At 29.2% G+C, this 23,813-nt stretch carries 22 protein-coding genes and 1 riboswitch; of the genes, 7 read left to right on the top strand and 15 right to left on the bottom strand.

Annotation, left to right across the window (positions count from 1 at the left end; genetic code table 11):
* Positions 1-360 precede the first annotated feature (360 nt).
* Positions 361-1,926, top strand: coding sequence for a serpin family protein (locus tag C820_RS01910; RefSeq protein ID WP_004035822.1), 1,566 nt, complete (start codon positions 361-363; stop codon positions 1,924-1,926).
* A gap of 25 nt (positions 1,927-1,951) precedes the next feature.
* Positions 1,952-2,305 (top strand): hypothetical protein, encoded by a 354-nt coding sequence (locus C820_RS01905; protein ID WP_004035823.1) that lies wholly within the window; start codon positions 1,952-1,954, stop codon positions 2,303-2,305.
* 49 nt (positions 2,306-2,354) lie between these two features.
* Here C820_RS01905 and ytvI read toward each other — a convergent pair whose 3' ends face one another.
* The 3 genes from ytvI to C820_RS01890 all read right to left on the bottom strand — a co-directional run bounded on the left by ytvI (position 2,355) and on the right by C820_RS01890 (position 4,758).
* Positions 2,355-3,446 (bottom strand): sporulation integral membrane protein YtvI, encoded by a 1,092-nt coding sequence (gene ytvI / locus C820_RS01900; protein ID WP_004035825.1) that lies wholly within the window; start codon positions 3,444-3,446, stop codon positions 2,355-2,357.
* A gap of 97 nt (positions 3,447-3,543) precedes the next feature.
* Entirely contained in the window at positions 3,544-3,978 is a 435-nt protein-coding gene (locus C820_RS01895) for a threonine/serine exporter family protein (protein ID WP_004035826.1), read from the bottom strand.
* A gap of 3 nt (positions 3,979-3,981) precedes the next feature.
* On the bottom strand, positions 3,982-4,758 hold the full coding sequence (locus C820_RS01890; protein ID WP_004035832.1) for a threonine/serine exporter family protein: 777 nt from the start codon (positions 4,756-4,758) through the stop codon (positions 3,982-3,984).
* A gap of 242 nt (positions 4,759-5,000) precedes the next feature.
* Positions 5,001-5,103, top strand: a riboswitch (TPP riboswitch).
* Positions 5,104-5,187: 84 nt separating this feature from the next.
* Between C820_RS01890 and tenA the strand changes: the two genes are divergently transcribed.
* The 4 genes from tenA to C820_RS01870 are packed head-to-tail and all read left to right on the top strand — an operon-like array spanning position 5,188 to position 8,368.
* Positions 5,188-5,856, top strand: coding sequence for a thiaminase II (gene tenA / locus C820_RS01885; protein WP_004035833.1), 669 nt, complete (start codon positions 5,188-5,190; stop codon positions 5,854-5,856).
* Entirely contained in the window at positions 5,850-6,590 is a 741-nt protein-coding gene (locus C820_RS01880; protein ID WP_004035843.1) for an ABC transporter ATP-binding protein, read from the top strand. Before tenA ends, C820_RS01880 begins: the two co-directional genes overlap by 7 nt.
* Positions 6,591-6,604: 14 nt before the next feature.
* A complete protein-coding gene (locus C820_RS01875; RefSeq protein ID WP_004035844.1) occupies positions 6,605-7,348 on the top strand; it encodes an ABC transporter permease in 744 nt (247 codons plus the stop codon).
* Between the two features lie 3 nt (positions 7,349-7,351).
* Complete coding sequence (locus tag C820_RS01870; protein ID WP_004035845.1) at positions 7,352-8,368, top strand: ABC transporter substrate-binding protein; 1,017 nt, start codon at positions 7,352-7,354, stop codon at positions 8,366-8,368.
* A 17-nt stretch (positions 8,369-8,385) separates the two neighbouring features.
* On the opposite strand, the gene C820_RS01865 is transcribed toward C820_RS01870, so the two are convergent.
* The 8 genes from C820_RS01865 to C820_RS01830 all read right to left on the bottom strand — a co-directional run bounded on the left by C820_RS01865 (position 8,386) and on the right by C820_RS01830 (position 18,747).
* Positions 8,386-9,045: an HAD-IA family hydrolase gene (locus C820_RS01865; RefSeq protein ID WP_004035846.1), complete on the bottom strand. Its 660-nt coding sequence runs from the start codon at positions 9,043-9,045 to the stop codon at positions 8,386-8,388.
* Between the two features lie 83 nt (positions 9,046-9,128).
* Positions 9,129-10,469, bottom strand: a complete 1,341-nt coding sequence (locus C820_RS01860) for a glucose-6-phosphate isomerase (protein ID WP_004035847.1) — start codon at positions 10,467-10,469, stop codon at positions 9,129-9,131.
* Positions 10,470-10,594: 125 nt separating this feature from the next.
* Positions 10,595-11,737, bottom strand: coding sequence for a G5 domain-containing protein (locus tag C820_RS01855; protein ID WP_004035849.1), 1,143 nt, complete (start codon positions 11,735-11,737; stop codon positions 10,595-10,597).
* A 243-nt stretch (positions 11,738-11,980) separates the two neighbouring features.
* Complete coding sequence (locus tag C820_RS01850; RefSeq protein WP_004035851.1) at positions 11,981-12,664, bottom strand: GntR family transcriptional regulator; 684 nt, start codon at positions 12,662-12,664, stop codon at positions 11,981-11,983.
* Positions 12,665-12,666: 2 nt separating this feature from the next.
* Positions 12,667-13,557 carry a 4-(cytidine 5'-diphospho)-2-C-methyl-D-erythritol kinase gene (gene ispE / locus C820_RS01845; RefSeq protein ID WP_004035852.1) on the bottom strand — a complete coding sequence of 297 codons (891 nt, stop codon included), beginning with the start codon at positions 13,555-13,557 and terminating at the stop codon, positions 12,667-12,669.
* Positions 13,558-13,726: 169 nt separating this feature from the next.
* Positions 13,727-15,460 carry a phospho-sugar mutase gene (locus C820_RS01840; RefSeq protein ID WP_004035853.1) on the bottom strand — a complete coding sequence of 578 codons (1,734 nt, stop codon included), beginning with the start codon at positions 15,458-15,460 and terminating at the stop codon, positions 13,727-13,729.
* A gap of 31 nt (positions 15,461-15,491) precedes the next feature.
* Complete coding sequence (locus tag C820_RS01835; protein WP_004035854.1) at positions 15,492-17,543, bottom strand: PEGA domain-containing protein; 2,052 nt, start codon at positions 17,541-17,543, stop codon at positions 15,492-15,494.
* Between the two features lie 136 nt (positions 17,544-17,679).
* On the bottom strand, positions 17,680-18,747 hold the full coding sequence (locus C820_RS01830; protein WP_004035855.1) for a hypothetical protein: 1,068 nt from the start codon (positions 18,745-18,747) through the stop codon (positions 17,680-17,682).
* Positions 18,748-18,905: 158 nt separating this feature from the next.
* Here C820_RS01830 and spoIIP point away from each other — a divergent pair, with 158 nt between their 5' ends.
* Positions 18,906-19,991, top strand: a complete 1,086-nt coding sequence (spoIIP, locus tag C820_RS01825; RefSeq protein ID WP_004035860.1) for a stage II sporulation protein P — start codon at positions 18,906-18,908, stop codon at positions 19,989-19,991.
* A 23-nt stretch (positions 19,992-20,014) separates the two neighbouring features.
* On the opposite strand, the gene C820_RS01820 is transcribed toward spoIIP, so the two are convergent.
* The 4 genes from C820_RS01820 to C820_RS01805 form a co-directional block, all read right to left on the bottom strand.
* A complete protein-coding gene (locus C820_RS01820) occupies positions 20,015-21,514 on the bottom strand; it encodes a permease prefix domain 1-containing protein (RefSeq protein ID WP_004035861.1) in 1,500 nt (499 codons plus the stop codon).
* Entirely contained in the window at positions 21,507-22,985 is a 1,479-nt protein-coding gene (locus C820_RS01815; protein ID WP_004035863.1) for a permease prefix domain 1-containing protein, read from the bottom strand. Before C820_RS01815 ends, C820_RS01820 begins: the two co-directional genes overlap by 8 nt.
* Positions 22,975-23,319 carry a PadR family transcriptional regulator gene (locus C820_RS01810; protein ID WP_004035866.1) on the bottom strand — a complete coding sequence of 115 codons (345 nt, stop codon included), beginning with the start codon at positions 23,317-23,319 and terminating at the stop codon, positions 22,975-22,977. Before C820_RS01810 ends, C820_RS01815 begins: the two co-directional genes overlap by 11 nt.
* A gap of 97 nt (positions 23,320-23,416) precedes the next feature.
* Positions 23,417-23,809 (bottom strand): YhcN/YlaJ family sporulation lipoprotein, encoded by a 393-nt coding sequence (locus tag C820_RS01805; protein ID WP_004035868.1) that lies wholly within the window; start codon positions 23,807-23,809, stop codon positions 23,417-23,419.
* Between the last annotated feature and the right edge of the window lie 4 nt (positions 23,810-23,813).

Below are 23,813 nucleotides of genomic sequence, written 5' to 3'. Positions count from 1 at the left end.
ATTATAAATAATATAATAACAAAATTATAACAAAAAACAATATATTTTTCAATATAATATAACAAAATCTCTAATATATTATCATAGAGATTATCAATATTGAATAACTGTTTTTTTATTAATACAAAAAGTGCTACATAAAATATAAAAACAATACCATAGTTATATAGTATTTTTTAGTTAATATACCACAAAAATATAGAAATATTGTAATGATAAATATTTAACAATATGTGAGTTTATACATTACTATAATACCACTCAAATCGTAAGAATTTTGTAATAACTCTATAGTAAAATTATGCTATAATTTGTTATAAAGTAAATAATATATGAAATACAAAGGAGAGTGTGTATAAAATGAAAAAGAAATTTTTTAAAACAATGCTAGTCTGTTTGGGAATATTGGCAAGCTGTTGCAGCACAATATTTGCTATGGAGAAGGCAGATGTAGATTTATATTATTTAGGCAGAAACACTAAATTGAATAATGCTATTTATATAGAAGATAATACTTATTTTATACCACTAAGAGAATGTGCAGAACAGATTGGTTATACAGTAGACTATACCCCTTCTGTCATTACATTGACAGACAAATTTGAGAAAAAAATAGAGTATCGTTTAGACATAAATACGATTTTTGTACATGGAAAACCAGCGGGTAAATTTGATATAAAAAATATAAATGGTGTATCTTATGTAAAACTGAATGATTTTTATGATTTAATGTCTATTGATATAAAAGAAATACAAAATAATAATAAAAAAGCATTACGAATTTCAAATAGCAGTAAAGTGTTTAAAAAGAATAATTTTTATGACAGTATTTCATTATTGAATGTAATAGAGAAAAATAAAAATGGTGTTATTTCTCCTATTAGTATGAAAATGTCATTAGCTATGATAGCAAATGGTACAACAGGACAAACACAACAGGAAATATTAAATACATTAGGATATTCTAATATAGAACAATGTAATCAATTTGTTTCAGAAGTATTAAACTGGACAGTAGAAGAAAGAAAGTCAGATTATATAGATTTAAACGATAATCAAGGTAGCATTTATTTTGCAAATAGCTTGTGGTATAACAACAATACACAAAATACAAAAAACACTATTTTTAATGAAAATTTTAACAATCGTATACAGTCTGTTTTTAAAGGAGTGGCGAATGTTGTCACACCAGATACAGCAGTAACAGTTATAAATAAATGGATAGAACAGCAAACAAATGGTATGTTAAAAAATATGATTTCAGATGCAAATTTTCAAACAGCTTTAATTAATACAACTTATTTTAAATGTAGCTGGGAAGAAGAATTTAAAAATGAAAATACTAAAAAAGACATTTTTTATAATATAGATAATACACAGTCAGAAACCGATTTTATAAACGGAACACCACATAATGAACCATATTACTGTGAGGTAAATGGTTGGCAAATGTTAGGTTTACCTTACAGTGACAAAAAATATACTATGTATTTATTTTTACCTGAAAAAGGAAAAGAATTAACACTTGATAATGATACTATAAACACATTATTGACTTTTCAAGAAAGACTAAAAGTAAAAGTGACTATGCCAAAATTTACTACAGAACAAAGCTATGACTTTAAAGATACACTAAAAGCAATGGGTATCAATGCAATGTTCCAAAATAGTGCAGATTTCAGTAATATGTATACAGAAGGAAATCAGATGTGTATATCAGATGTATTTCAAAAAACAAAAATTATAGTAAATGAACAAGGTACAGAAGCAGCAAGTGGTACAGTATCTACTGCCGGCAGGGGAATGAATATGGAACAACCAGTAGTATTTAAAGCAGACAGGCCTTTTATTTATATGATTACAGCACATACATATGATACAGAAGAAGTACTTTTTATAGGGCAATATGTTACAGCAAAACAATAATATAAAAGTATAAGGAGTATTATTTATGAGTGAATTTTTCGAATATAAATTTTTAGCAATGGAATATTTTTATAAATATGTTTGCGAAGAAGAATTTACTTATATACAAGCAGCAGCAAGGTGCTTTGTAGATTTTACTTTGCTATTATCAGAAAATACTGTAAAATCATTAGCTTTTTATAGTACCGTTTTAGTTCAGGTAACAAGATATATAAAAGAAGATATACGACAAGAAGTCAAGCAACTCTTTAAAAACGAATATAAAAGACTAATAGAACTATATACTTTTACTTTATTAAAAAATCTTTTATCAGAAAATGAAAGAGATTATATTGATGATGATATTGATTTTATTAAATATAAATTGGAATATTTTTGACATATAGAAAAAGGCTTTACTCCTGATATAGAGAAGCCTTTTTTTATATTTATTTTGGTTTATTTGAGTGAAGTAATTTTTCAACATCTACTGTTTCGCTTGCCTGATAAACTGCTTTGAGCAGTACAGCAAGTATAGGACCTATAATCATGCCCAAAAATCCAATACATTTTAGCCCAATATACATTGAAATTAATATCAATAAAGGGTGCAATCCTATTTGCGTGCCTAATATTTTAGGCTGCATAATTTGCCTCATAAAATTGACACAAAGATATATAATGATGTAGCCTACAGCAATAGAAGGTTTTCCTATCATTACAGAAATAACAGCACCTGGCCACAATATAAAGCCACTTCCAAAAAAGGGCAGAGCGTCAATCAAACTAATAATAACACTTAAAAGTAGTGCATAAGGAGAATGAAGCAATAGCAATCCTATAATACAGATAGCAAATGTATAAAACATTAATATACATTGTGTTTTGATATAACCTAATATAGAGTATTTTAACTGTTCTTTTGCCTGTTTGAACTGTCCTTCAAATAGTGTATGAAAATGTTTATGAAAGAAGGCAGAAATTAATGCCCTATCTTTTGTAAAAAAATATGCTGAAATTAGTGCCACAATAATAATCATAACAATATTTGGTATTGTTTTTAAAATATTAAAAGATTGACTTCCTCCGCTTTGTATGATAGAAGGTAAAACGCCTAAAATAGCATTCAAAGAGGAAGTCAAATAAGGACGTAAATCTACAGGAAAATGCTGCATAATAGTATCTACATCATAAGATATTTTTTGTATTGAAATTTGCAAATCTTTAATATAAACAGGTAAATTTTGATAAAAAAGCTGTGCTTCTGTATACAGTTTTTTCCACAAACCAAATACAATGATAGCAAAAAATCCTATCAAAAGTAATATAGATATAAAGCTGCCTATCCAGCGAGGAATACTTGCCTTTTTTTCTAAAAAATTAACAAATGGTACAAATAATAAACTAAATAGCCAACCTATAAAAAAAGGTGCTATAAATTGAAATAAATATTGAAAAAAGATATAAACAGAAAATATAGTAATCAATAATATACTAATATGTTTTAATAATATTTTGTTTTGATTTAAAAAATTTTTCATAATACGAGTACTCCTTTGTTTCATTGCCTTAGTACTTTATATATTGCTAAAATTTACACATAAATATGAAAACAAAATTTTGAGATTTATTTATGTATTATTTTGAAGGAATATGAAACATAGATTGCGGTAATGACAATATTAATATAGAGCCTATAGCAATTGCTGCTGCTAATTTTAAAGCTATAACACCTTGACCAAAACAATATAAAAGGTCATTACTCAATATACCCGACATAGCATTATAAATATTCATACCTGGTACAAGAGGCAATATACCTGCAATATGATACATTGTAGAAGGTTCTAAACGGATAGAAGAAAGAAAACGACATATAATTGTAACAACCAATGTTGCGAGAAATGTAGCAAGTACTTGTTGAGAAAGCATTTGATTTACAAAGAAATAAACTCCCCAACTAATACTTCCAGAGATACCACAAAAAGGTAATTCTTTTCTAGGAGCATTAAATATAATAGAAAATGCAACACAAGCAAAAAAAGCCATTATAATTTGAAATATAACTTCCATAAATTAGATACCTCCTAATATAGATAGTATATCATGATAAAATGTCAACACAATACCAACACCTCCTGCAATAGAAGTTGCAATTAAAAATGCTTCCATAATTTTAGAAGTACCACTTAAAAAATTAGACTCCATAATATCACGTATTGCATTTGTTAATGTAACACCTGGCAGTAATGTCATAATACTACCTACAATAATTAAGCTGTATTGATTACCTAGCCCCAAAATATAAAAAAGTACTGCAAAAATTGCAGTATATGCCCCTCCAAAAAGAGAACGCAAAAAATAAGGTACATTTTTTTGGGATAAAAAACTCATAAAAAGTCCCAATAAAATACCTGTAATAAAAGCACTAATACTATCTTCAATAGTACCTTTTAACATCAATGTAAAAGCACCAGAAGCAATGCCATAAGAAAGTATATTTAAAAAACCAGAAAAAAGTGGCTCATTATATATGGTATATAATTGTTGATAGGCTTCCTCAATAGGAATTTCTCCTGATGTAAAGCGTCGAGATAAATCATTAACACGGCATATTTTAGCAAAGTCAGTACTGCGAGAAGGTGCTTTTCTTGACATAGTAAGACAGCCAGAAAGAGGGCTATGAATACTTACTATTAGTACATTTGAAAATGTAATTGCTTCTGGGAGGTTTTCTCCTCCCATAGAAAGTATACGTTCCATGGTATCTTCTACTCTATGTGTTTCTGCACCAGCAGCTAACATAATTTCTCCTGCATCTAATGCTAAATTTAAAAGCATATTATCGTCCATAGTACATCTCCTTTTTATGTAATGATGTGGTGAAAGTACTGTATTGATACTATTTTCGCCATTTTAATACGATGTGTTTGTTAGTAAAGACATTATACTGCAATCAGAAGCAAAAAGAAATGACAGCATATTGTGAAATTTATTTTTTGTTAGAAATAGATAAATAAAACAAATAAAATAAATATAAAAAAGTAAATGTTGACAAAATATGTTTATCATACTATACTTGTATATAATAAAATAAATTCTGCTAGGGGGGCCTTTTATTGGCTGAGAAAGCATATTGCTTGACCCTTTGAACTTGACGTGGTTAGTACCAACGAAAGGAAGCAAATTGTCAATTATAAGGGCAAAAATAAACTTTCTTTTTTGGGAAGTTTTATTTTTTGTCTTTTTTTATTTATAAAAATGAAAAGAGGAGTTGTGAAAATGAAGCTATCAAAAATATTATATGAAAGTGTAGAAGAAATTTGGAAAAGCTATTTAGAACACCCTTTTGTAAAGCAGTTAGGAGAAGGAACGCTTTCTACGGATTTATTTCGCTTTTATATGGTACAAGATTATTTATATTTGTTGGAATATTCTAAAGTATTTGCATTAGGTGTCATAAAAAGCAAACAAGAGGAATTGATGAGAAAATTTGCTTCTATGGTACATAGTACATTGTATGGTGAAATGAGCATACATAAAATATATATGCAAAGACTTGGCATTTCAAAAGAAGAAATAAAAGAAGCAAAACAATCTCTTGCAAATCGCTCTTATACAAGCTATATGATGGAAGTAGCTTATAATGGTGATGTATTAGATGTTTTAATTGCGATATTGTCCTGTGCATGGAGTTATCAAGTAATAGGAGAACATCATGCAAACATACCAAATGCAACACAACACCCTCTTTATGGAGAATGGATAAAAGGATATTCTTCTGAACAGTATAGAAAAGATACACAAGAATTAATTGATTTAACAGATAAATTAGGAGAAGATATTTCACAGAAAAGAATAGAAGAATTGAAAACAATATTTATTAATTGTAGTCGTTATGAATATGCTTTTTGGGATATGTCCTATAAAAAGGAGTGTAAATTGTGCTAGAATTTCAAAATGTATTCTTTCAGTATGCACAAGAGGAACAGGTAATGATGGAAAATTTTAATTTTTCTGTAGATAATGGAGATTTTATTTCTATTATTGGAAAAAGTGGCTGTGGCAAAAGTACAATATTTCGTTTGATAAATGGCTTAGAAAGTCCACAAAAGGGACAGATACTGATTGATGGTAAACCTATACAACAAATAAAACAATATAGTGCTTTTATGCCTCAAAAAGATTTACTTTTTCCTTGGAACACTATTGAAAAAAATATCTGTTTACCTATGGAATTACAAAAAGTGCCTAAAAAAGAACAACAAAAAAAATGCTATGAAGTATTAAAAGAAATAGGACTTTTGGAATATGCTAATAAATATCCTAGAGAATTGTCTGGAGGAATGAAACAAAGAATTTCTTTTGCAAGAACATTATTAGCTGGAGCAGAAATGCTATTGTTAGATGAACCTTTTAGTGCATTAGATTATTTGACTCGTGTAGACATGCAAGAATGGCTTTTACAGCAATGGCTTCACTTTCATAAAACAATATTGTTTATTACACATGATGTAGAAGAAGCTATATTTTTATCAAAATTTGTATTTATTATAAAAGACAGCCCTTTTTGTTGTATGGAAAAAATACAAGTACCATTACAATATCCCAGAAAAAGAGAAGATTTAAAAAAAGTAGATATTGTAGAACTAAAAGAACAGCTTATCAAAAAATTAAGACAATAGGAGGGGAATAGACTATGAAAAAAAATATGCCTGCTTTGGCATTAGGCATTTTTATAATACTGTTTTGGCAATTTATTGCTATGAGTATTGGTGCAGCATACATATTGCCTTCCCCTTTGCAGATACTTTTAAAAATGTGGCAACTAAAGGAAATATTGTTGTTAGTACATTTGCCAGCAACAATGGGAGTTACTTTTTTAGGTTTGTTAATTTCTATTATATTAGGTATTTTTTTAGCTGTAATTATGGATAGTAATACCAATATTGAAAATGCTCTTTATCCAATCATTGTAGCATCTCAAACAATACCAACTACAGCAATTGCACCTCTTTTTGTACTTTGGTTTGGATATAGTATATGGAGTAAAGTACTTGTCACAATATTAATTACATTTTTCCCCATTACTATTACAGTATATGATGGTTTAAAATCTACCAAAAGAGAAATGGAAGAATTACTTATTACTTATGGTGCAAATAAAAAAGATATTTTTGTAAAATTAAAATTTCCTACAGCATTACCCTATTTTTTTTCCGCTATTAAAATGGCAATTCCTATGAGCATTATAGGTGCAGCAATTGCAGAATGGTTAGGAGCACAAAGCGGATTAGGTTATTTCAGTAAAAGAATGATGACACAGTTAGATGGTGCAGGAGTGTTTGCACCTGTGGTATTACTTTCATTTGTAGCAATGATAAGTGTTGCTATTGTAAATATGATAGAAAAAAAGTTAATTACATGGAGAAAGGAGATTTAAAAAATGAAAAAAAGAATAACAGCAATATTTTTAGTGGGTGTTATGATGCTAATGGCGGCTTGTAATACACAGCCTGCACAGCAAACAGAACAACAAACAGCACAATACAATGAGGATTTAGAAGAATTTGATATTGTATTAGACTGGTATCCTAATGCAATACACTCTTTTATTTATGTTGCTATGGCAAAGGGATATTATGCAGAAGAAGGACTTCATGTGAATGTAAGATTTCCTGCAAATACAAATGATGCACTTTCTTTAACAGCTGCAGGTAGAGCAGATATGGGTATTTATTATTTACATGATACTATTATAACAGTAGCAAATGAGAATATACCAGTAAAATCAGTAGGAGCTTTAGTACAATCTCCTTTGAATATTATATTATCATTAAAAGAGAAAAATATTTCTTCTCCAGCAGATTTACAAGGCAAAAAAGTAGGACATAGTGGTTCTGTAATATCAGAAGGTATGATAAAATCAAATTTAGAATATGTAGGAAAAAGTGGTAATGTAGAATTAGTAGATGTTGGATTTGATTTAATGTCTTCTATGACAACACAAAAAGTAGATGCAACAATAGGCTGTATGATAAACCATGAAGTACCTCAAATGGAACAAGAAGGTTTTGAAATACAATATTACTATCCAAATGAATATGGTGTACCAGATTATTATGAATTGGTATTGCTGGTAGGAAATGATACATTACAAAATAATAAAGAAAAAATACAGAAATTTTTAAGGGCATCTAAAAAAGGTTTTGAATACACAAAACAACATACAGAAGAAGCATTACAAATATTATTAGATAATCAAAATGAAGAAAATTTTCCACTAAAAAAAGAAGTAGAGCAGAAAAGTATGGAAATATTACTACCTGTTATGGAAACAGAAAACGCAGCATTTTTGTCACAAAATACTCAAGTATGGCAAAATAATATAGATTGGCTTAAAAAAGAAGGATTAATTCAAAATAATATTACACCAGAAGATATATTTGAAAACATAGAATAATACAAAAGAACCATCAGTTATACTGATGGTTCTTTTGTATCCCAATTTAATATTACATCAACAACATCTTGAGGTGTTTGTACAATAACATCTGCACCATACTTTTTAAATTCTTCTATTTCACCATAGCCATATAATACAGCTATTACTGTTACACCTGCTTTTTTTCCTCCTATAATATCATACATTCTGTCACCTACAAGTACAGCAGAATTTGCACTTACTTGAAGCTGTTCCAAAGCATAACAAACAACTTTTTCTTTGCTATCTCTTGTATTTGAATAATTTCCAGCAACACAATCAAAGTATTCAGACAAGCCAAAATGTTCTATAATTTGTTTTGCAAAATCTTCTGATTTTGATGTAGCTACAGCAAGTTTTTTGCCTCGTTTTTTGAGTTCAGAAAGCATTTCTTTTACTCCTTCAAAAACACTGTTTTGATACATTCCTTTTTCAGTATATTTTTGACGATAGTCTTGATAAGCCTTTTGTGCTGATTGTTGTGACATATGAAAAGTATTTATAAAAGTATCCATGAGAGGAGGGCCTAATACAAACTGTAAGTCATCAGGTGGTGTAATATTTTGTTTGTTTAATGCGTATTTTAATGTTTCAATAATGCCAGGTGCAGAGTCTGTTAATGTACCATCTAAATCAAATAATATTGCTGTTTTCATATAACTTTTCCTTTCTAAAGTATGAAAAAGAAAGAGATGTGATATTACATCTCTTTCTAGTTTATTTTATCAAAATTATTTTATTATAAAAGACGTTTTTCTAATTCTTCTTTTCTATCTTCAAATCCTGGTTTACCAAGAAGTGCAAACATATTCTTTTTGTATGCTTCTACACCTGGTTGGTCAAATGGATTGATGCCAATAAGATAACCGCTGATACCTACTGCTTTTTCAAAGAAGTATACAAGATAACCAAAGTTATAAGCGTCCATTTTATCTATTTCAACAATGATATTTGGTACTCCACCGTCCATATGAGCAAGTAATGTGCCATTAAATGCTTTGTTATTTACAAAGTGCATATCTTTACCAGCAACAAAGTTTAATCCATCTATATTTTCAGGGTCTTGCTGTATTGTAATATTAGATTTTGGCTCTTTGCTCCAGATAACAGTTTCAAACATAAAGTTGTTGCCATCTTGTATAAACTGACCAATAGAATGTAAATCCGTAGAGAAGTTAGCACTTGTAGGGAAAATCCCTTTTCCATCTTTTCCTTCGCTTTCTGCAAAGAGTTGTTTGTACCATTCTCCAAAAGATGTTAGATGTGGCTCATAGTTTGCAAGAATTTCAACATTTTTACCTTTGTTAAAGAAAATATTTCTGTAAGCTGCATATTGATAGCTTTCATTTTTTGTAATGTCATCAACACTGTATGCTTCACGAGCATCTGCAGCACCTTTCATAACAGCATCAATATCAATACCTGCTACTGCCATAGCAAAAAGACCAACTGGAGTTAATACAGTAAATCTTCCTCCTACATCATCAGGAATAACAAATGTTTCATAACCTTTTTCGTTACAAAGGTTTTTCAAAGCACCTCTTGCTCTGTCTGTTGTTGCAAAAATTCTTTCTTTTGCACCTTCTGCACCATATTTTTCTTCTAATTTTTGCTTGAAAATTCTAAAAGCGATTGCTGGTTCTGTTGTTGTACCAGATTTAGAAATTATATTTACAGAAAAATCTCTGTCACCCATAATATTCAATATATCATTGATATATGTAGAGCTAATATTATTACCTACAAAGTAAATGTCAGGTGTTTTTTTAGATTTATCTTCATTATAATATGGAGATTTAATAAAATCTAAAGCTGTTATTGTGCCAAGATAAGAGCCGCCAATACCAATTACAATCAGAACTTCGCTATTTTTTTGTACTTTTTCTGCGGCTTTTTTAATTCTAGCAAATTCTTCTTTGTCATAGTTTACAGGAAGGTCTATCCAACCTAAAAAATCATTTCCTGCACCTGTTCTGTTATGCAGTTGTTCATGGCAAGCCTTTACTAATGGTGCCATATATCCCAATTCATGTTCTCTTACAAAAGGTTTTACTCCTTGTAATTTTAATTTTACTGCCATTTGAAATTTCTCCTCTCTGTATTTTACTTACTGTAGTACAGTAATTTACAATATTTATTATACCATATTTTATATAAAATGGTACAACTTTATACAATAATTTTTTATGAATTGTTCCTTTTTTGTTATTTTGTTCCTTGTACTATGATTTCGTCAACAGGTTCTACTGTTGTTTTTTCACTAACAATTTCTTCTGAAACAATTTCATTGTTAACACGAATAATTTTTTTGGTTACTTCTTTTTGTCCATCTTTGCCTGCTTCTGTTACTTTTTGATAGCCTTTGTTTTTTGTAGCATCTTGTTGATATACTGTTTTTCTTTCTTGTACTTCTGTCAATACTACAGTTTCTTCTGTTCTTACAGAAACCATAGGTTCTTCTGCCATTACTTTGAGTTCCCAACCTACCATGATATTACCATTTGATGGTATTTTGTCTGTGTTCATTGCTTTCAATTCGTCTTGTGTCATATCAAATTGTGCAGCAATTTTATAAAGAGCATCTCCAGGTTGTACAGTATAGGTTTTTTCTACTTTAGTACCCTTTTGTAATGTTTGTACAGCATTTTCTTTTGCTACAATGACAGAAGGGTCTACATATTTTAATTGAACTTGTACATTTCCCTCAAAACTAGCTGTAATATCTCTTGTTTCATCTTCTGGAATATATTCTGATTGTACTTCTGTGAATACTTCATCTGCTACAGACTGATTTGCTACAATGATGACATCTTTTCCATCTACTGTAATTGCAGCAGCTTCTACTAAATAGGTTACTTTTTGTCTAAGCAAAGGAGCTAAAGAGTCCATTTGATAAATATCTTTTTCACGTGATTTTGATATATGAATTGGTTTTATTGTAATAGTTTCATTTATTTGTACATTTGCACCAACTTCCTGCACTAATTGTGCTGTGAGTGACTCTGTTAAAGATTCTGCTGTAATTGCTTTATCTTTTATAATTCCCATGCTTGTTTCTCCAATAAATACTTCTTTACCATTTTGACGAAATATAACAAGAAAAAGTAGCACAACAGCAAGTATACTAATAATAAGTGTCAGTAAACGACGATTTTTTGCAGGCATAACTCTTTTAGGTATTTTTTTACGTTTTACAGGCTTAATATTGTGTTGTGCATTATATTTTTGTCTGTAGGGAGATAACTTTTTTTTACTTTTTTTATTCGTTTTTTTAGGGGGTTCGTTTGGTATGGCTCGACCATAAGGTATACGCTCTTCCCTTTTTGGAAAATTTCCCTTAGAGTCCATTCACACACTCCTTTCTCTACAAATACATTTGACATATTATATTTCATTTTATGCTATCTATTGTACTAATGCAAGAAAAAAGGATAAAAAAAACAACGAAAAAAACAACAGATTGCGACATAATATTACAATATAAATATAACTTTATTATATACTAGTAATACCTCCGCCTTTTTGGGCGGAGGAAATTTACATTGTAGAATATCATCTGTTATATCCTTTTTTATACAAATATAGGAATATTTATTCGTTGTTCTTTTTTTGTAAAGCATCTAATATAAATTTTGTATGGTATTGAATATGTTTTTTTGCTAAATCTTCTCCTTCTACAGCATTTTTATTTTCAATAGCAGATAATATAGCTCTATGTTGTACAATAATATTTTCTATACCAGTATCTAATTTGACATGAGCCATACGATAACGATATAGTTGTATTTTTAAATTATTAAAGATTTGTATTAATCTTTCATTTTCTGTAGAAGCAAATATAATATCATGAAAACGTTCGTCTATACTTACCACTTTTTCAAGGTCATTTTCTTTAGCAAATTGTTCAAATTCTAGTTCTGCCTTTTTTAATTCTTCTAATATTTCAAAAGTCATTTTTTTGCAAGCAAGCTGTGTTGCTAGCCCTTCTAACACTTCCCTAATTTCTAATACATTAATGATATCTTTTTCACTCATATCTAATACTTGTGCTCCTTTTCTAGGAGTTAATTCTACAAGATTTTCTAATTCCAACATACGCAATGCTTCTCTGATAGGAGTACGACTTACACCAAGCTTTTCAGCTAATTGATTTTCCATAAGCCTTTCGCCAGGCTGTAATTTTTCTGTTAATATCGCATCTCTTAATGTATTAAATACAACATCTCTTAAAGGTAAATATTCGTTTGAATTGATGCTAAATTTGTAATCTATCATTTTTATCCTCTCCTTCTATGTTGCTTTTTGTTCCATATTTCTGTTACAAAAACATCTCTTAATGTAAATTCATTTTTTATTATTTTTTCTGCTTCTATAGCTTTTTGCTTATCTAAAAACAAACCAAATACAGTAGAACCACTACCACTCATGAGTGCTCCTGATGCCCCCAATGTCATCATTTTTTGTTTTAAAAGTGCAATTTCATGATATTTTGAAATGGTAACGGTTTCTAATACATTACAAAGAAGTTTTCCCATTTCAGTTATATTTTTTTGCTGCATTTGAGAAAGCATTTCTTCTGTATTAGGATGTTGTGTTATTTTGTCTAATTCTAAACTTTGATAAACAGATGCTGTAGAAATATTAATATTAGGTTTTGCTAATAAAACATAGCAAAAGGGACAGCCAGTTTTAATAGGCATTAATTTTTCTCCTATTCCTTCTGCAAGTGCTGTTCCTTGTAATATACAATAAGGAATATCAGCTCCTAATTGTAGAGATAATTTCATAAGCTTTTTTTTAGAAAGACCTATATTAAATAATTTATTGATACCTACCATAACTGCGGCACAATCTGCACTGCCTCCAGCTAATCCAGCAGCAACAGGTATTTTTTTGTTTAATTGTATAAATATGCCTTGTTGTATATGGAATGTATTTTTTAATAATTCTGCACCTTTATAAGCTAAATTTCTTTCATCAGTAGGAAGCCAATCCAAGTTACTTTTTACACGAATAACAGGCTTATCAATTTTTTTTATATATATGCTGTCATAAAGGGACAATGTCTGCATAATCATACGTACAGTATGATAACCATTTGACTGTTTTCCTGTAACATCTAGCGTTAAATTGATTTTTGCTCTTGCTTTTAGTCTAATTTCTTCCAAAATTGTCCCCTCCTATTTTATACTGTATACCACCTTATTACAATATTGTATATTAAAATATACAAACAGACAAGAAAAAAATACATAAAATTGTTTTATATTTTTTGGAAGAAGCAAAATAAAAAGACCACCATAATAATATGATAGTCTTTTTGTAAAATGCTGAAAATTAAATTTCTGCTAATTTTTTATCTACTGCTTCATCAAGTGCTTTAATTTTTGCATCTGCATCTGCAATGCTTGTACCTGTTACACCATAGTAGAATTTTAATTTTGGTTCTGTACCAGAAGGACGAACACAAATCCATGTACCATCTTCTAATGTGTAATGTAATACATCAGATACAGGAAGGGTATCTTCTTCTGTTTCGCCAGTTTTTATATTTTTAAATACTTTTGTTTTGTAATCTCTTGCCCATGTTACAGCAATGCCTGCAAATTCTGATGGAGTATTTTCTCTAAAAGTAGCCATAATTTTTTGTATTTTTTCAAGACCTTCAATACCTTTTAATGTCAAAGATTTAATGCCTTCTTTAGAGAAACCATATTTTTGATACATTGCTAAAAGACCATCATATAATGTCATACCTTTAGATTTATAATATGCTGCCATTTCACAAATTAAAAATGTTGCTGCAACAGCATCTTTATCTCTTGCATATGTACCAGGTAAAGAACCATAGCTTTCTTCAAAACCAAATACATATTGATATTCGTTGCTTTGCTCAAATTCTTTTATTTTTTCGCCAATATATTTAAAACCTGTTAATACATCAAATAATTTAACGCCATATTCTTTACAAATAGGACGAATGATTTCTGTAGAAACGATTGTTTTGATAACTGCACCATTTGCAGGTAATTTACCCTGTGCTTTTCTTTGAGAAAGAATATATTCTGTAAGTAATGCACCTGTCATATTTCCTGTTAGTACAATATAATCTCCTTTATCATCTTTTACAACAGCACCAACTCTATCAGCATCTGGGTCAGTACCAACAATAATATCTGCATTTTTCTCTTTTGCCAATTTAATAGCCAATGTAAATACATCTGGATTTTCTGGATTTGGATAGCCTACTGTTGGAAAGTTTCCATCTGGTTGTTCTTGTTCTTTTACAACATATACATTTTTAAATCCAGCTTCTTCTAAAGCACGACGTACAGGGACATTACCAGAACCATGTATCGGTGTATATACTACTTTAAAATCGTCACCTAATTGTTTTACTAAATCACTATTGAGTGCTTGTGCTTTGATATTTTCAATGAAAGCATCATCTACAGAGCTATCAATTACATTGTAAAGTTTTTTGGATTTTGCTTCTTCTAAACTAATTTTTTTGATGTCTTTATAATCAGTTACATTATTTACTTCTGTTATAATTTCGCCATCACGAGGTGCAGGTACTTGTCCACCATCTGACCAATATACTTTATAGCCATTGTATTCTGGAGGGTTATGGCTGGCTGTAATAACAACACCTGCTGTACAACCCAAATGACGTACTGCAAAAGAAAGCATTGGTACTGGACGAAGGGAAGGATAAATGTGAACAGGTATTCCATTTGCTGCCATAATTAAAGCAGTTGTTTCTGCAAATTCTGGTGACATATTTCTGGAGTCATAAGCAATGGCAACTCCTTTTTTTACTGTTTCTTCTCCCTGAGATACTATATAGTTTGCTAAACCTTGTGTTGCTTTTCCTACTGTATAGATGTTCATGCGATTTGTACCAGCACCAATAATACCTCTCAAACCAGCAGTACCAAATTCTAAATCTTTGTAAAAACGTTCTTTGATTTCTTTGTCATCTCCTGAAATTGATTGAAGTTCTTTTTTTGTTTCGGCATCAAAATAATCGTCCTCTAACCATTGAGCATACTTTTGTTTGTAATCCATTTTTGTTTCCTCCTCTTTTTTTCATTTTTTTCTATTGTGATTGGTTTTCCTCTGCTGTATTTTGTTCAGCCGTTAAATGAGATGTGACTGTAACAGCAGATTTATCCACAACAACCGTTTCTAATTGAGGTTTATATCCCTCTAATATCACATCTACAGTATAAACACCATAACGCACTTTCTGGTCAAATGGTGTTACACCTACTTCTTTGTCATTCCATACTATTGTAGCACCTTCTGGCACACTATGAAATGATATAATACCCTCTTGTATATCTTCTTCCATAAAAGCATCTACTGTTATGGAAGGTTCTGTCAATTCTATTGTTTGGCTCCAAGGCTTATATCCGTTTTTCAGTATTGTAATATCATATTTGCCCAAAGGCAACACAATAGGCTTTGACCCATTTGCTTCTGCTCCATTGATATATAATTTAAAGTCATATACATTAGCACGAATAATCACAACACCTGTTTTAGATTGTGCATTAGACAAATCATATACAAAATCTTCTCTAGGCACAACAAATATAGTGTCTTCAAAAGACTCTATATTGTCGCCTGTTACAGAAATATTATGTACACCTTCTGTAAGAGCTAAACTACCAAACCCTTCCAAAGCATATCTTTCTCTATTATCAACGGTTAAAACACCATTAACAATATCTTGTTCATTTTTTAATGTCATAGTTCCATGTGACTCTAGTACTTTAATAGACCATACTCTATCTCCTCGTCCCTGCATTGTAATAATATCACAGGCAGCAATACTTTGAGGAGGGATTTCTCCATCTTTATATAAAAATAAATTATCGTCAGTATAACGATATGTTTTCGGTTCTGTTCCATCTACAAATGTAATAGAAACTGTTTTTTGTTCGGTATTTACAGAAAGGCCACTTACTTCTTGTGCAGTCCAAGTATTTACAGAATAATGTATTTCTTGTGCAGTTTCACCATCTTCAGCCATTGTAACACAAATTAAATCCCCTCTTTGTATTTTGGTAACAGAAGATTGTTTTCTAATACGGTCAAGAAATTTTGTATCACTGTTTGTTTTTATAATATATTGTTCATCTGTATTAATATCATGTACAGATAATTCTCTGTTTGTAGCAACAGTACGTACCATAACATATCTCTTATCAGCTAGAGCCGCAGCTTGTTGTTGTTTTTGTCTTTCTATTTCTAGTCGAATTTCTCTCTGGTGCATACCCATTATCATATAACCTACCAGAAAAACAACAATTCCAACGGTAACAGAACAAAGCAATATGATTTTTAAACGTCTTTTTTCTGCTTGATATAAAGCAAAAGAAGTTTCTTCATCATAATACATATCATCATCATATTGAGTATATTGTTCTTCAGAATTAGTATCATCATCTTCAAAATTTTCAGTTTCAAAAGTGTCTAAATAGGCATTTTTATCTCCTAAATCATCATCATCATTTTTATTATTTTCTATTAAATGTGAAAATTTTCCTTTTTTAGTTGTGTCTGATTGTATGGCTTCTAAACGTTGTGTTTTATCTGTTGCTTCTGAAGCATTTTGCTGTATAGGAGTAATGGCTTTTGTTTGTTCCATATTTTCTTCTATATCAGCATCTGTATTATGTACCACAGATGTTTTTTCTGTTATATTTGTATCATTATTTTGTATGTTTTGTTTTTCTATTTCCGTTGTATTAATTTTTGAAGTTTGTTGTATAGTAACATCTGCTGTATCTGTTTTATTTGCAGAAAGTATTACACTACTGATTTCTACTGTTTTATCTGTATTTGTATCTGTATTATTGTTACATTGTGTTGTTTCAGTAATTTCTTTATTTGTAGAAAGAATAACACTATTAATTTCTACTGTTTTTTGTGTGTCAGATAATTTATTTATGTTTTCATCATCATTATTATCATTTATATTTTTTGTTTTTTCCATAGAGGCAGTTGAAGTTTTTGTTTTTTCCAATACAGTTTTTGTTTCTACTTTATCAAAATCTTCCCAAAACATAGGTGAAATGGCATCTGATTTTTGTTCTGTATTTGTACCATTTTCTGTATGATTTTGCTTTTGATTATTTTCCAAGTTTCATGACCTCCCACTGATTGGGAATTTACCTGTCCCTTACTTGCACAACATTATCATTGTACCAATTTTATTTTAGCTGTTTCAGTAAAAAAGTGCAAGAGAAAATTAGAGAAAATAAAATATAATGATAAATTTAGTCAAATTGATATTCAATATCATTAGTATACTCTAAATATTGTTGTTTTATTGCAGGAATATAATAAACATCATAATGACGCAAACCATCTCCTTCTATATGAGGTAACTGTACAAAAAATTTATAACAAGGCATATAAATGCTATCATAAATAGTATTTCGGTATACCAGTTCTGTTTTTACTATCGTCATATTTTGAGAGAAAGTATTAGACAGTGTAGAGGTATATTTTCCGCTATACAACAGTTGTTTTGCCTGTTCTGATGTAATAATAGCATATTCTCCTATTTTGTCAGAAAGGTCAGTTTTTTTGAATAAAGCAGAAGTAATTTCATTTTTTTCATTTGTAATAATACAAACATTATTGAAATGATAATTTAATAATTCCTGTTCTAGTGTATTTCCTTTCTCGTAGGCATATAATAAAAAATATTTTTTTCCTTCTATACTATAATCAAAATGAAGTGCTTTTTCGGCTTCTTTCCAACCGAAACAGTCTTTATAATTATCAATAAAATAAGAAATTATTTTTTCTGATTGTTCTTTGTTTTGCTGTGTGTTTTCAAAAGGCAATTTTATAGGCTTTTTAAATGTTATCAAAATAGTATTGTCATAAATATAGTTTTGAAATGAAATTTCTTTATTCTCAAGTTTTCCTTCTTCTGTACCATATTTAATAGTATAGTTATCAGTCACACCAAAATTTTGAGCAATTTCTTCTAAATACTTCATTTTATTCTTCATAATATTTATTTTATGTTCATAATTTTCTGCATTACTACTGTTTTTAAAATCCACATTATAAAAAACGGGAAGTGTTGTAATATCCCATTCTTCTTTCCAAGGACTTCCATTGTAAATTTCAGAAATGTCATATGCTAAATATCCTTCTGAAGCAGAATAAGTTGCATAATCTTCTACAGGTAATGTAGGTAATGATACTGTTTTTGTTTCTGTATTTTTCCATAAAAAAACAATATAAAAAGTAAACATACAACAAATTAATAATATGCTTATGCAAGCAATAAAATACTTTGTTTTAAAAATTTGTTTTAATTTTAACATATTAATTCCTCCTTTGTTATGTTAGACGAAACAATAACAAAATTGTATTCAAAAAAATAAAAAAATAGTAAATTTTTTTTAGTTCTTTTTTTATACTTTATACATACACTGTAAATAGGGTTTTACTATCTATATCAAAAGGGAGGCGATAGTATAAAATGCGTTTTCAGCAGTATCAATTTAAAAAAATTGTAGTACAGTGTCTAATAGGTTTTTTTGCTTGTTTTATACTATCAGCTTTTTTTGTAACAAAAAAAACATATTCTACATTGATACAAGAAGCAGTTCCTAATATAGCAGAAGTAAAAACCTCTGTACCTATGAATAAATTTTTTCAGCAAGACGATAGTAAAGATGAAAAAAATCCAGAACTAGTACAAGAAATTTCTGAAAATGTAATTGGATTTGATGATATTAGTTATCAAACTCCAGAAAATACCGCTTCCAAAACAACGACAAAAATTACACCAGAACTATTAAAACAAATGGAGAGTATAGATTTTTTAAAACAAAATTATTATTTAGTAGACTCCAGAACTGCTTTGCTTGATGGAGATATAAAACCAAAACAGTTTTTAGAAAAAGATTTTACTATTGATAATAGTGGACAAGAACCCAAAGTATTAATATTTCATACCCACTCTACAGAGGGTTTTATAGACAGTGATATGTCAAAAGATATGAGTGAAGGTATATGGGGAGTAGGAGAAGAATTAAAAAACATATTAGAAAAAAAATATGGTATTGCTGTACTACATGATACAGGACGATATGATATGGTAGATGGCAAAGGTCAAATATTAGGAGCGTATGAAAGAATGGAAACTCCTATACAAAAAATATTAAATGAAAATCCTAGTATACAAGTTGTTATTGATATGCACAGAGATGGTTTACCTGAAAATGTACATTTAGTGACAGAAATCAACGGCAAACAATGTGCTAAAATTATGTTTTTTAATGGTATGTGTCGCCTTAATAAAGATGGTGTGCCTCAGCCTACAGAAGGACTTAGCAATGAAAATTTAGAAGATAATTTAGCATTTAGTTTACAAATGCAGACAACAGCACAATCTCTTTTCCCAGATTTTACAAGAAGAATATATATTCATGCTTATCGTTATAGTTTACATATGAAACCTCGTTCTTTATTGATAGAAGTAGGTAGCCAAATGAATACAAAACAAGAGGCTATCAATGCTATGACACCTTTAGCAGAGGTTTTAGCAAGTGTGATACAGTAAAAGTAAGTCAAAACCACATTGTTTTATGGGTTTTGACTTGTTTTATTTTGTTTCTTTTTTAAAAATGGAATAGTAACAGAAATATTGATATTAATTTGATTTTCAGAAACAGAAATCCATTTCTTTTTTGTATTTTGTTGTTTTGTTATATATTTGTCTGCTGTAATATGTCCTGTTCTAAACACTGACAACAGCATTCCCATCATAGCAAAAAATACAATATTTACACTGTCACTTGTAGAAAAAAAGGGTATTCCTAAAGGATTATCTATTGTAAAAACTCCGCTGTTAGAAATAATATTCCATATACTTATGATAAAAAATGTTAATAATATTGCTGTGGCAGTCATAAAACCTAATTGACTTTTTTGTTTTTTTATCAATAAAAAACCTCTTACTATAAAAAAGAAGTATATTATTAGTATAGGTAGTAGTACAATACAGCCATAACAGTGCAGCAAATAAGCAGGAAAATATTCTATATACTGTTTTAAAAAATCAATGCCATCTATTAATAAACCATTTTTATTTTGTATAAAAATATAGTTACCTTCTCCTATGAAGCGACTGCCTTTTATATTACTTTGTAGTATTGTATGTATACTTTTAACATAATCATAAAAACTACTTCCTCTAAAGCTATAATCTACAGTATTTAACCACATCATAAATAATATAGCAACTATTGTTACAATACCAACAATTAACATAGCATAATACTTTTTGATAGCAAACCAATTTTTAGTAATACTAATAAGTATTAATAGTAAGCTGACTATAGAGACTATAATACAAGGTATTTTTAATAAATTACCATAACAAAAAAATAGTATTGGAAATATAGAGCAACAGCACCAAAATAGTGCATTGTAACTTTTTGCTCTACAGTGATACAATAATCCTACTAATATAATAGGAAAAATATATATCAATACAGGCAGTTTAATAGCAAAGTCATTATTTGATGTACCAAATACAATAAAATAAATATCTGTAAATGCTCCTATAACAATACCAGCCGGTTTTGTGAAATCTATTGACATAAAATAACCAGATTGCCATGTAAAACCATTAGTAAAAAACAATATTAAAGTATAAATGCTATAATATAATTTGCTATGATTTGCTAATATAGTAAAATCAATATGGTAAAATGCTATCATAATACCTATATAAATAAGTAGTATAATGCTATTTTGAAACAATGGTGCAGTATAAAATACTCCTTTCAAAAAGAAATAAGGTATTGCAAAATGGGCAATACAAAGCAAAGCAACAAAAAATATAATGCTCCATTCTAATTTAGGGCGATGTACTCTATCTAATTCTGTACCCACTAATACGGGGTCGCCCATTTGTTCAATGGCCTTTTGTATAGCAATTTCTTTTTTTATTCCCTGCTGTATCAAAGCATCTGTTTGGTCAGTAATGTGATTTTGCAGTTCTTGTTTAATAATATTATGAGATTTTTGAAAACGAATTTGTTCACAAACGGTATCTAAATAGTTTTTAATATCATTCAAGCAAATCTTCCCCCTTTTGGCAGTTTTGGCTTTTTGGGGCTTTTTTCAAATGTATGGTAATTGAAAATTCTTCTTTATTTCTTTTTAATTCAAACAAACCATTATTTTTATGTACTGTTTGAATACATTCTATTGCTTCATCACTTGTATATTTTCCTATTCTAAATACAGAAAGTAATATTCCCATTAATGCACAATATACTGTGTTAATAGTGCTCGCACTAGAAAAAAAGGGTAATTCTAAAGGATTTATGGTTATAAAATATCCACTTGTACAAACAATATTCCAAACTGCTATAACAGATATAGTCAAAAGTATAGCATATGCTGTCATAGAACCTAACTGACTTTTTTCTTTGTGAGCAAGTATAAAAGCTTTTACTATAAAAAATGTATATATTGCTAAAGACAATATAAAAACAATCCAACCAAAATAGTGTAAGGCATAATTTACAAAGTATTCGGTACCTAAATACTGTACAGTAGGTGTTAACTCTATAAATTTTCCGTCAGCTCCATAATAAGAAAATGAATTTCCTTCACCAAATAAAGCGGCCCCCTTGACATTATGTTGTAATGTATTTCTTATCCAATCCGTATTTATGTCTTTTATACTAATATATATTCTACTTATTCTATAAATAAACTCAGGTGATAAAAAACAAACAAACACACCAGATAATACCATAAGTACAAATAATATCAATAAGGCGTTGCGTTTATTTATAGAAAACCAGCCTTTACAAATGGCATATAATATTAATAAAAGGTTAATACCAGCAATTATAAAAGTAGCAGTTCCGTTTGCCATATGTATAGAAAAAAAAGCGGGCGGCAAAAAAGAAGCAGCACACAATAATATTGCACTATAAGATTTTCCCCTACAATCATATAGTAAACCAGTTAATATTACAGGGAAAAAATATATCAAAGGTGGTATCATAAAACCATATAAAAATATGCGACTTCTATACTGAATACCATATACTGGCCCATAAAAAAATAAAAATCCTATAAGTAATACATAACAAAAATAAATTTTAAAAGAACGATTTGCTAATACTGTAAAATCAATTTTATAAAATAATACAATAGTAATAGTACTTGTCAATATACCCATCACAGTTCTAAGTATTATTTTGGTAATAGGCATATTAAGTTCTGCATTTTGTGGTAATATTATCCATTTTAAAGCAAAACTAGCAAGTGAAAATAATATTACAAATACTATAAAACTCCATTTCATAGCAGGACGGTGCACTCTATCTAGTTCTGTACCAACTAATACAGGGTCGCCCATTTGCTCAATGGCTTTTTGCACAGCGATTTCTTTTTCAAATCCTTGTTGTATAAAAGCATCTGTTTGGTCAATGATATGATCTTGCAGTTCTTTTTTGACAAAATTATGAGCCTTTTGAAAATGAATTTGTTCACAAACAGTATCTAAATAACTCTTTATATTAGTAAGCAAATGTTGCACCTCCTTTCAATACTTTATCTACAGCAGTACTGTATTGTTTCCATTCTTGTTTTTTCTCTTTAAGATGCCCTTTCCCTTTTTTAGTAATGCTGTAATATTTTCTTTGTCTGCCACTTTCGCTATTTGCTTCATAAGATGTTACAAGTCCTTTTTCTTCCATAGCATGAAGCAAAGGATAAAGTGTACCTGCTCTTAATGAAAAAGTATCATCTGACTTTTTTGATAATTCTTCTATCATCATATAGCCATACATATCTTTTTCCTCTAATAATTTTAACAAAAGCATTGTAGTAGAGCCTGTTATTAAACTTTTATCTATTGCCATAATATTGCCTCCTATTATATATAGATTATCTATATATAATATATATTGGTTATCTATATATGTCAATACCATATTTGGCAATATTTAGACAATTATTTTATGATACTTCTCTTTCTTTTTCTATTTTTTCTATCATAGCAGTAATATTTTCATTTGCTGTAATTGCTGTTCCATCAATGCTATTATCAGTTTGTTTTGCCAATATATCCGCTTCTGCTTTCAATCTAATAACATCTTTTTGAGAATGCTGTTTTAAACGTAGTCCTATTAGTGCAGTTTTTCCTTCTATAATTACTGCAGCACTTTGTATTTCATCTAGCTGTAATAGTTTATTTTTAATTTCTTGTGCTCTTTGTGCTTTTGTTTTTTGTTGTTCTAATTCTGCTGCTTTGGCAATACGTATTTGAGAAATATTGTTTTGGAGTGTACGAGATTGACAACCACAAAGTAATGTAGTGAAGCAAAATAGTATAAGTAGTATTTTTTTCATATTT

The sequence above is a fragment of the Clostridium sp. MD294 genome (genome assembly GCF_000364165.2).
In the GTDB taxonomy this organism is placed as follows: Bacteria; Bacillota; Clostridia; order Lachnospirales; family Anaerotignaceae; genus Coprocola.
The sequence above is the reverse complement of the archived record's forward strand: the minus strand, read 5'-3'. Positions and strand labels throughout refer to the sequence as shown.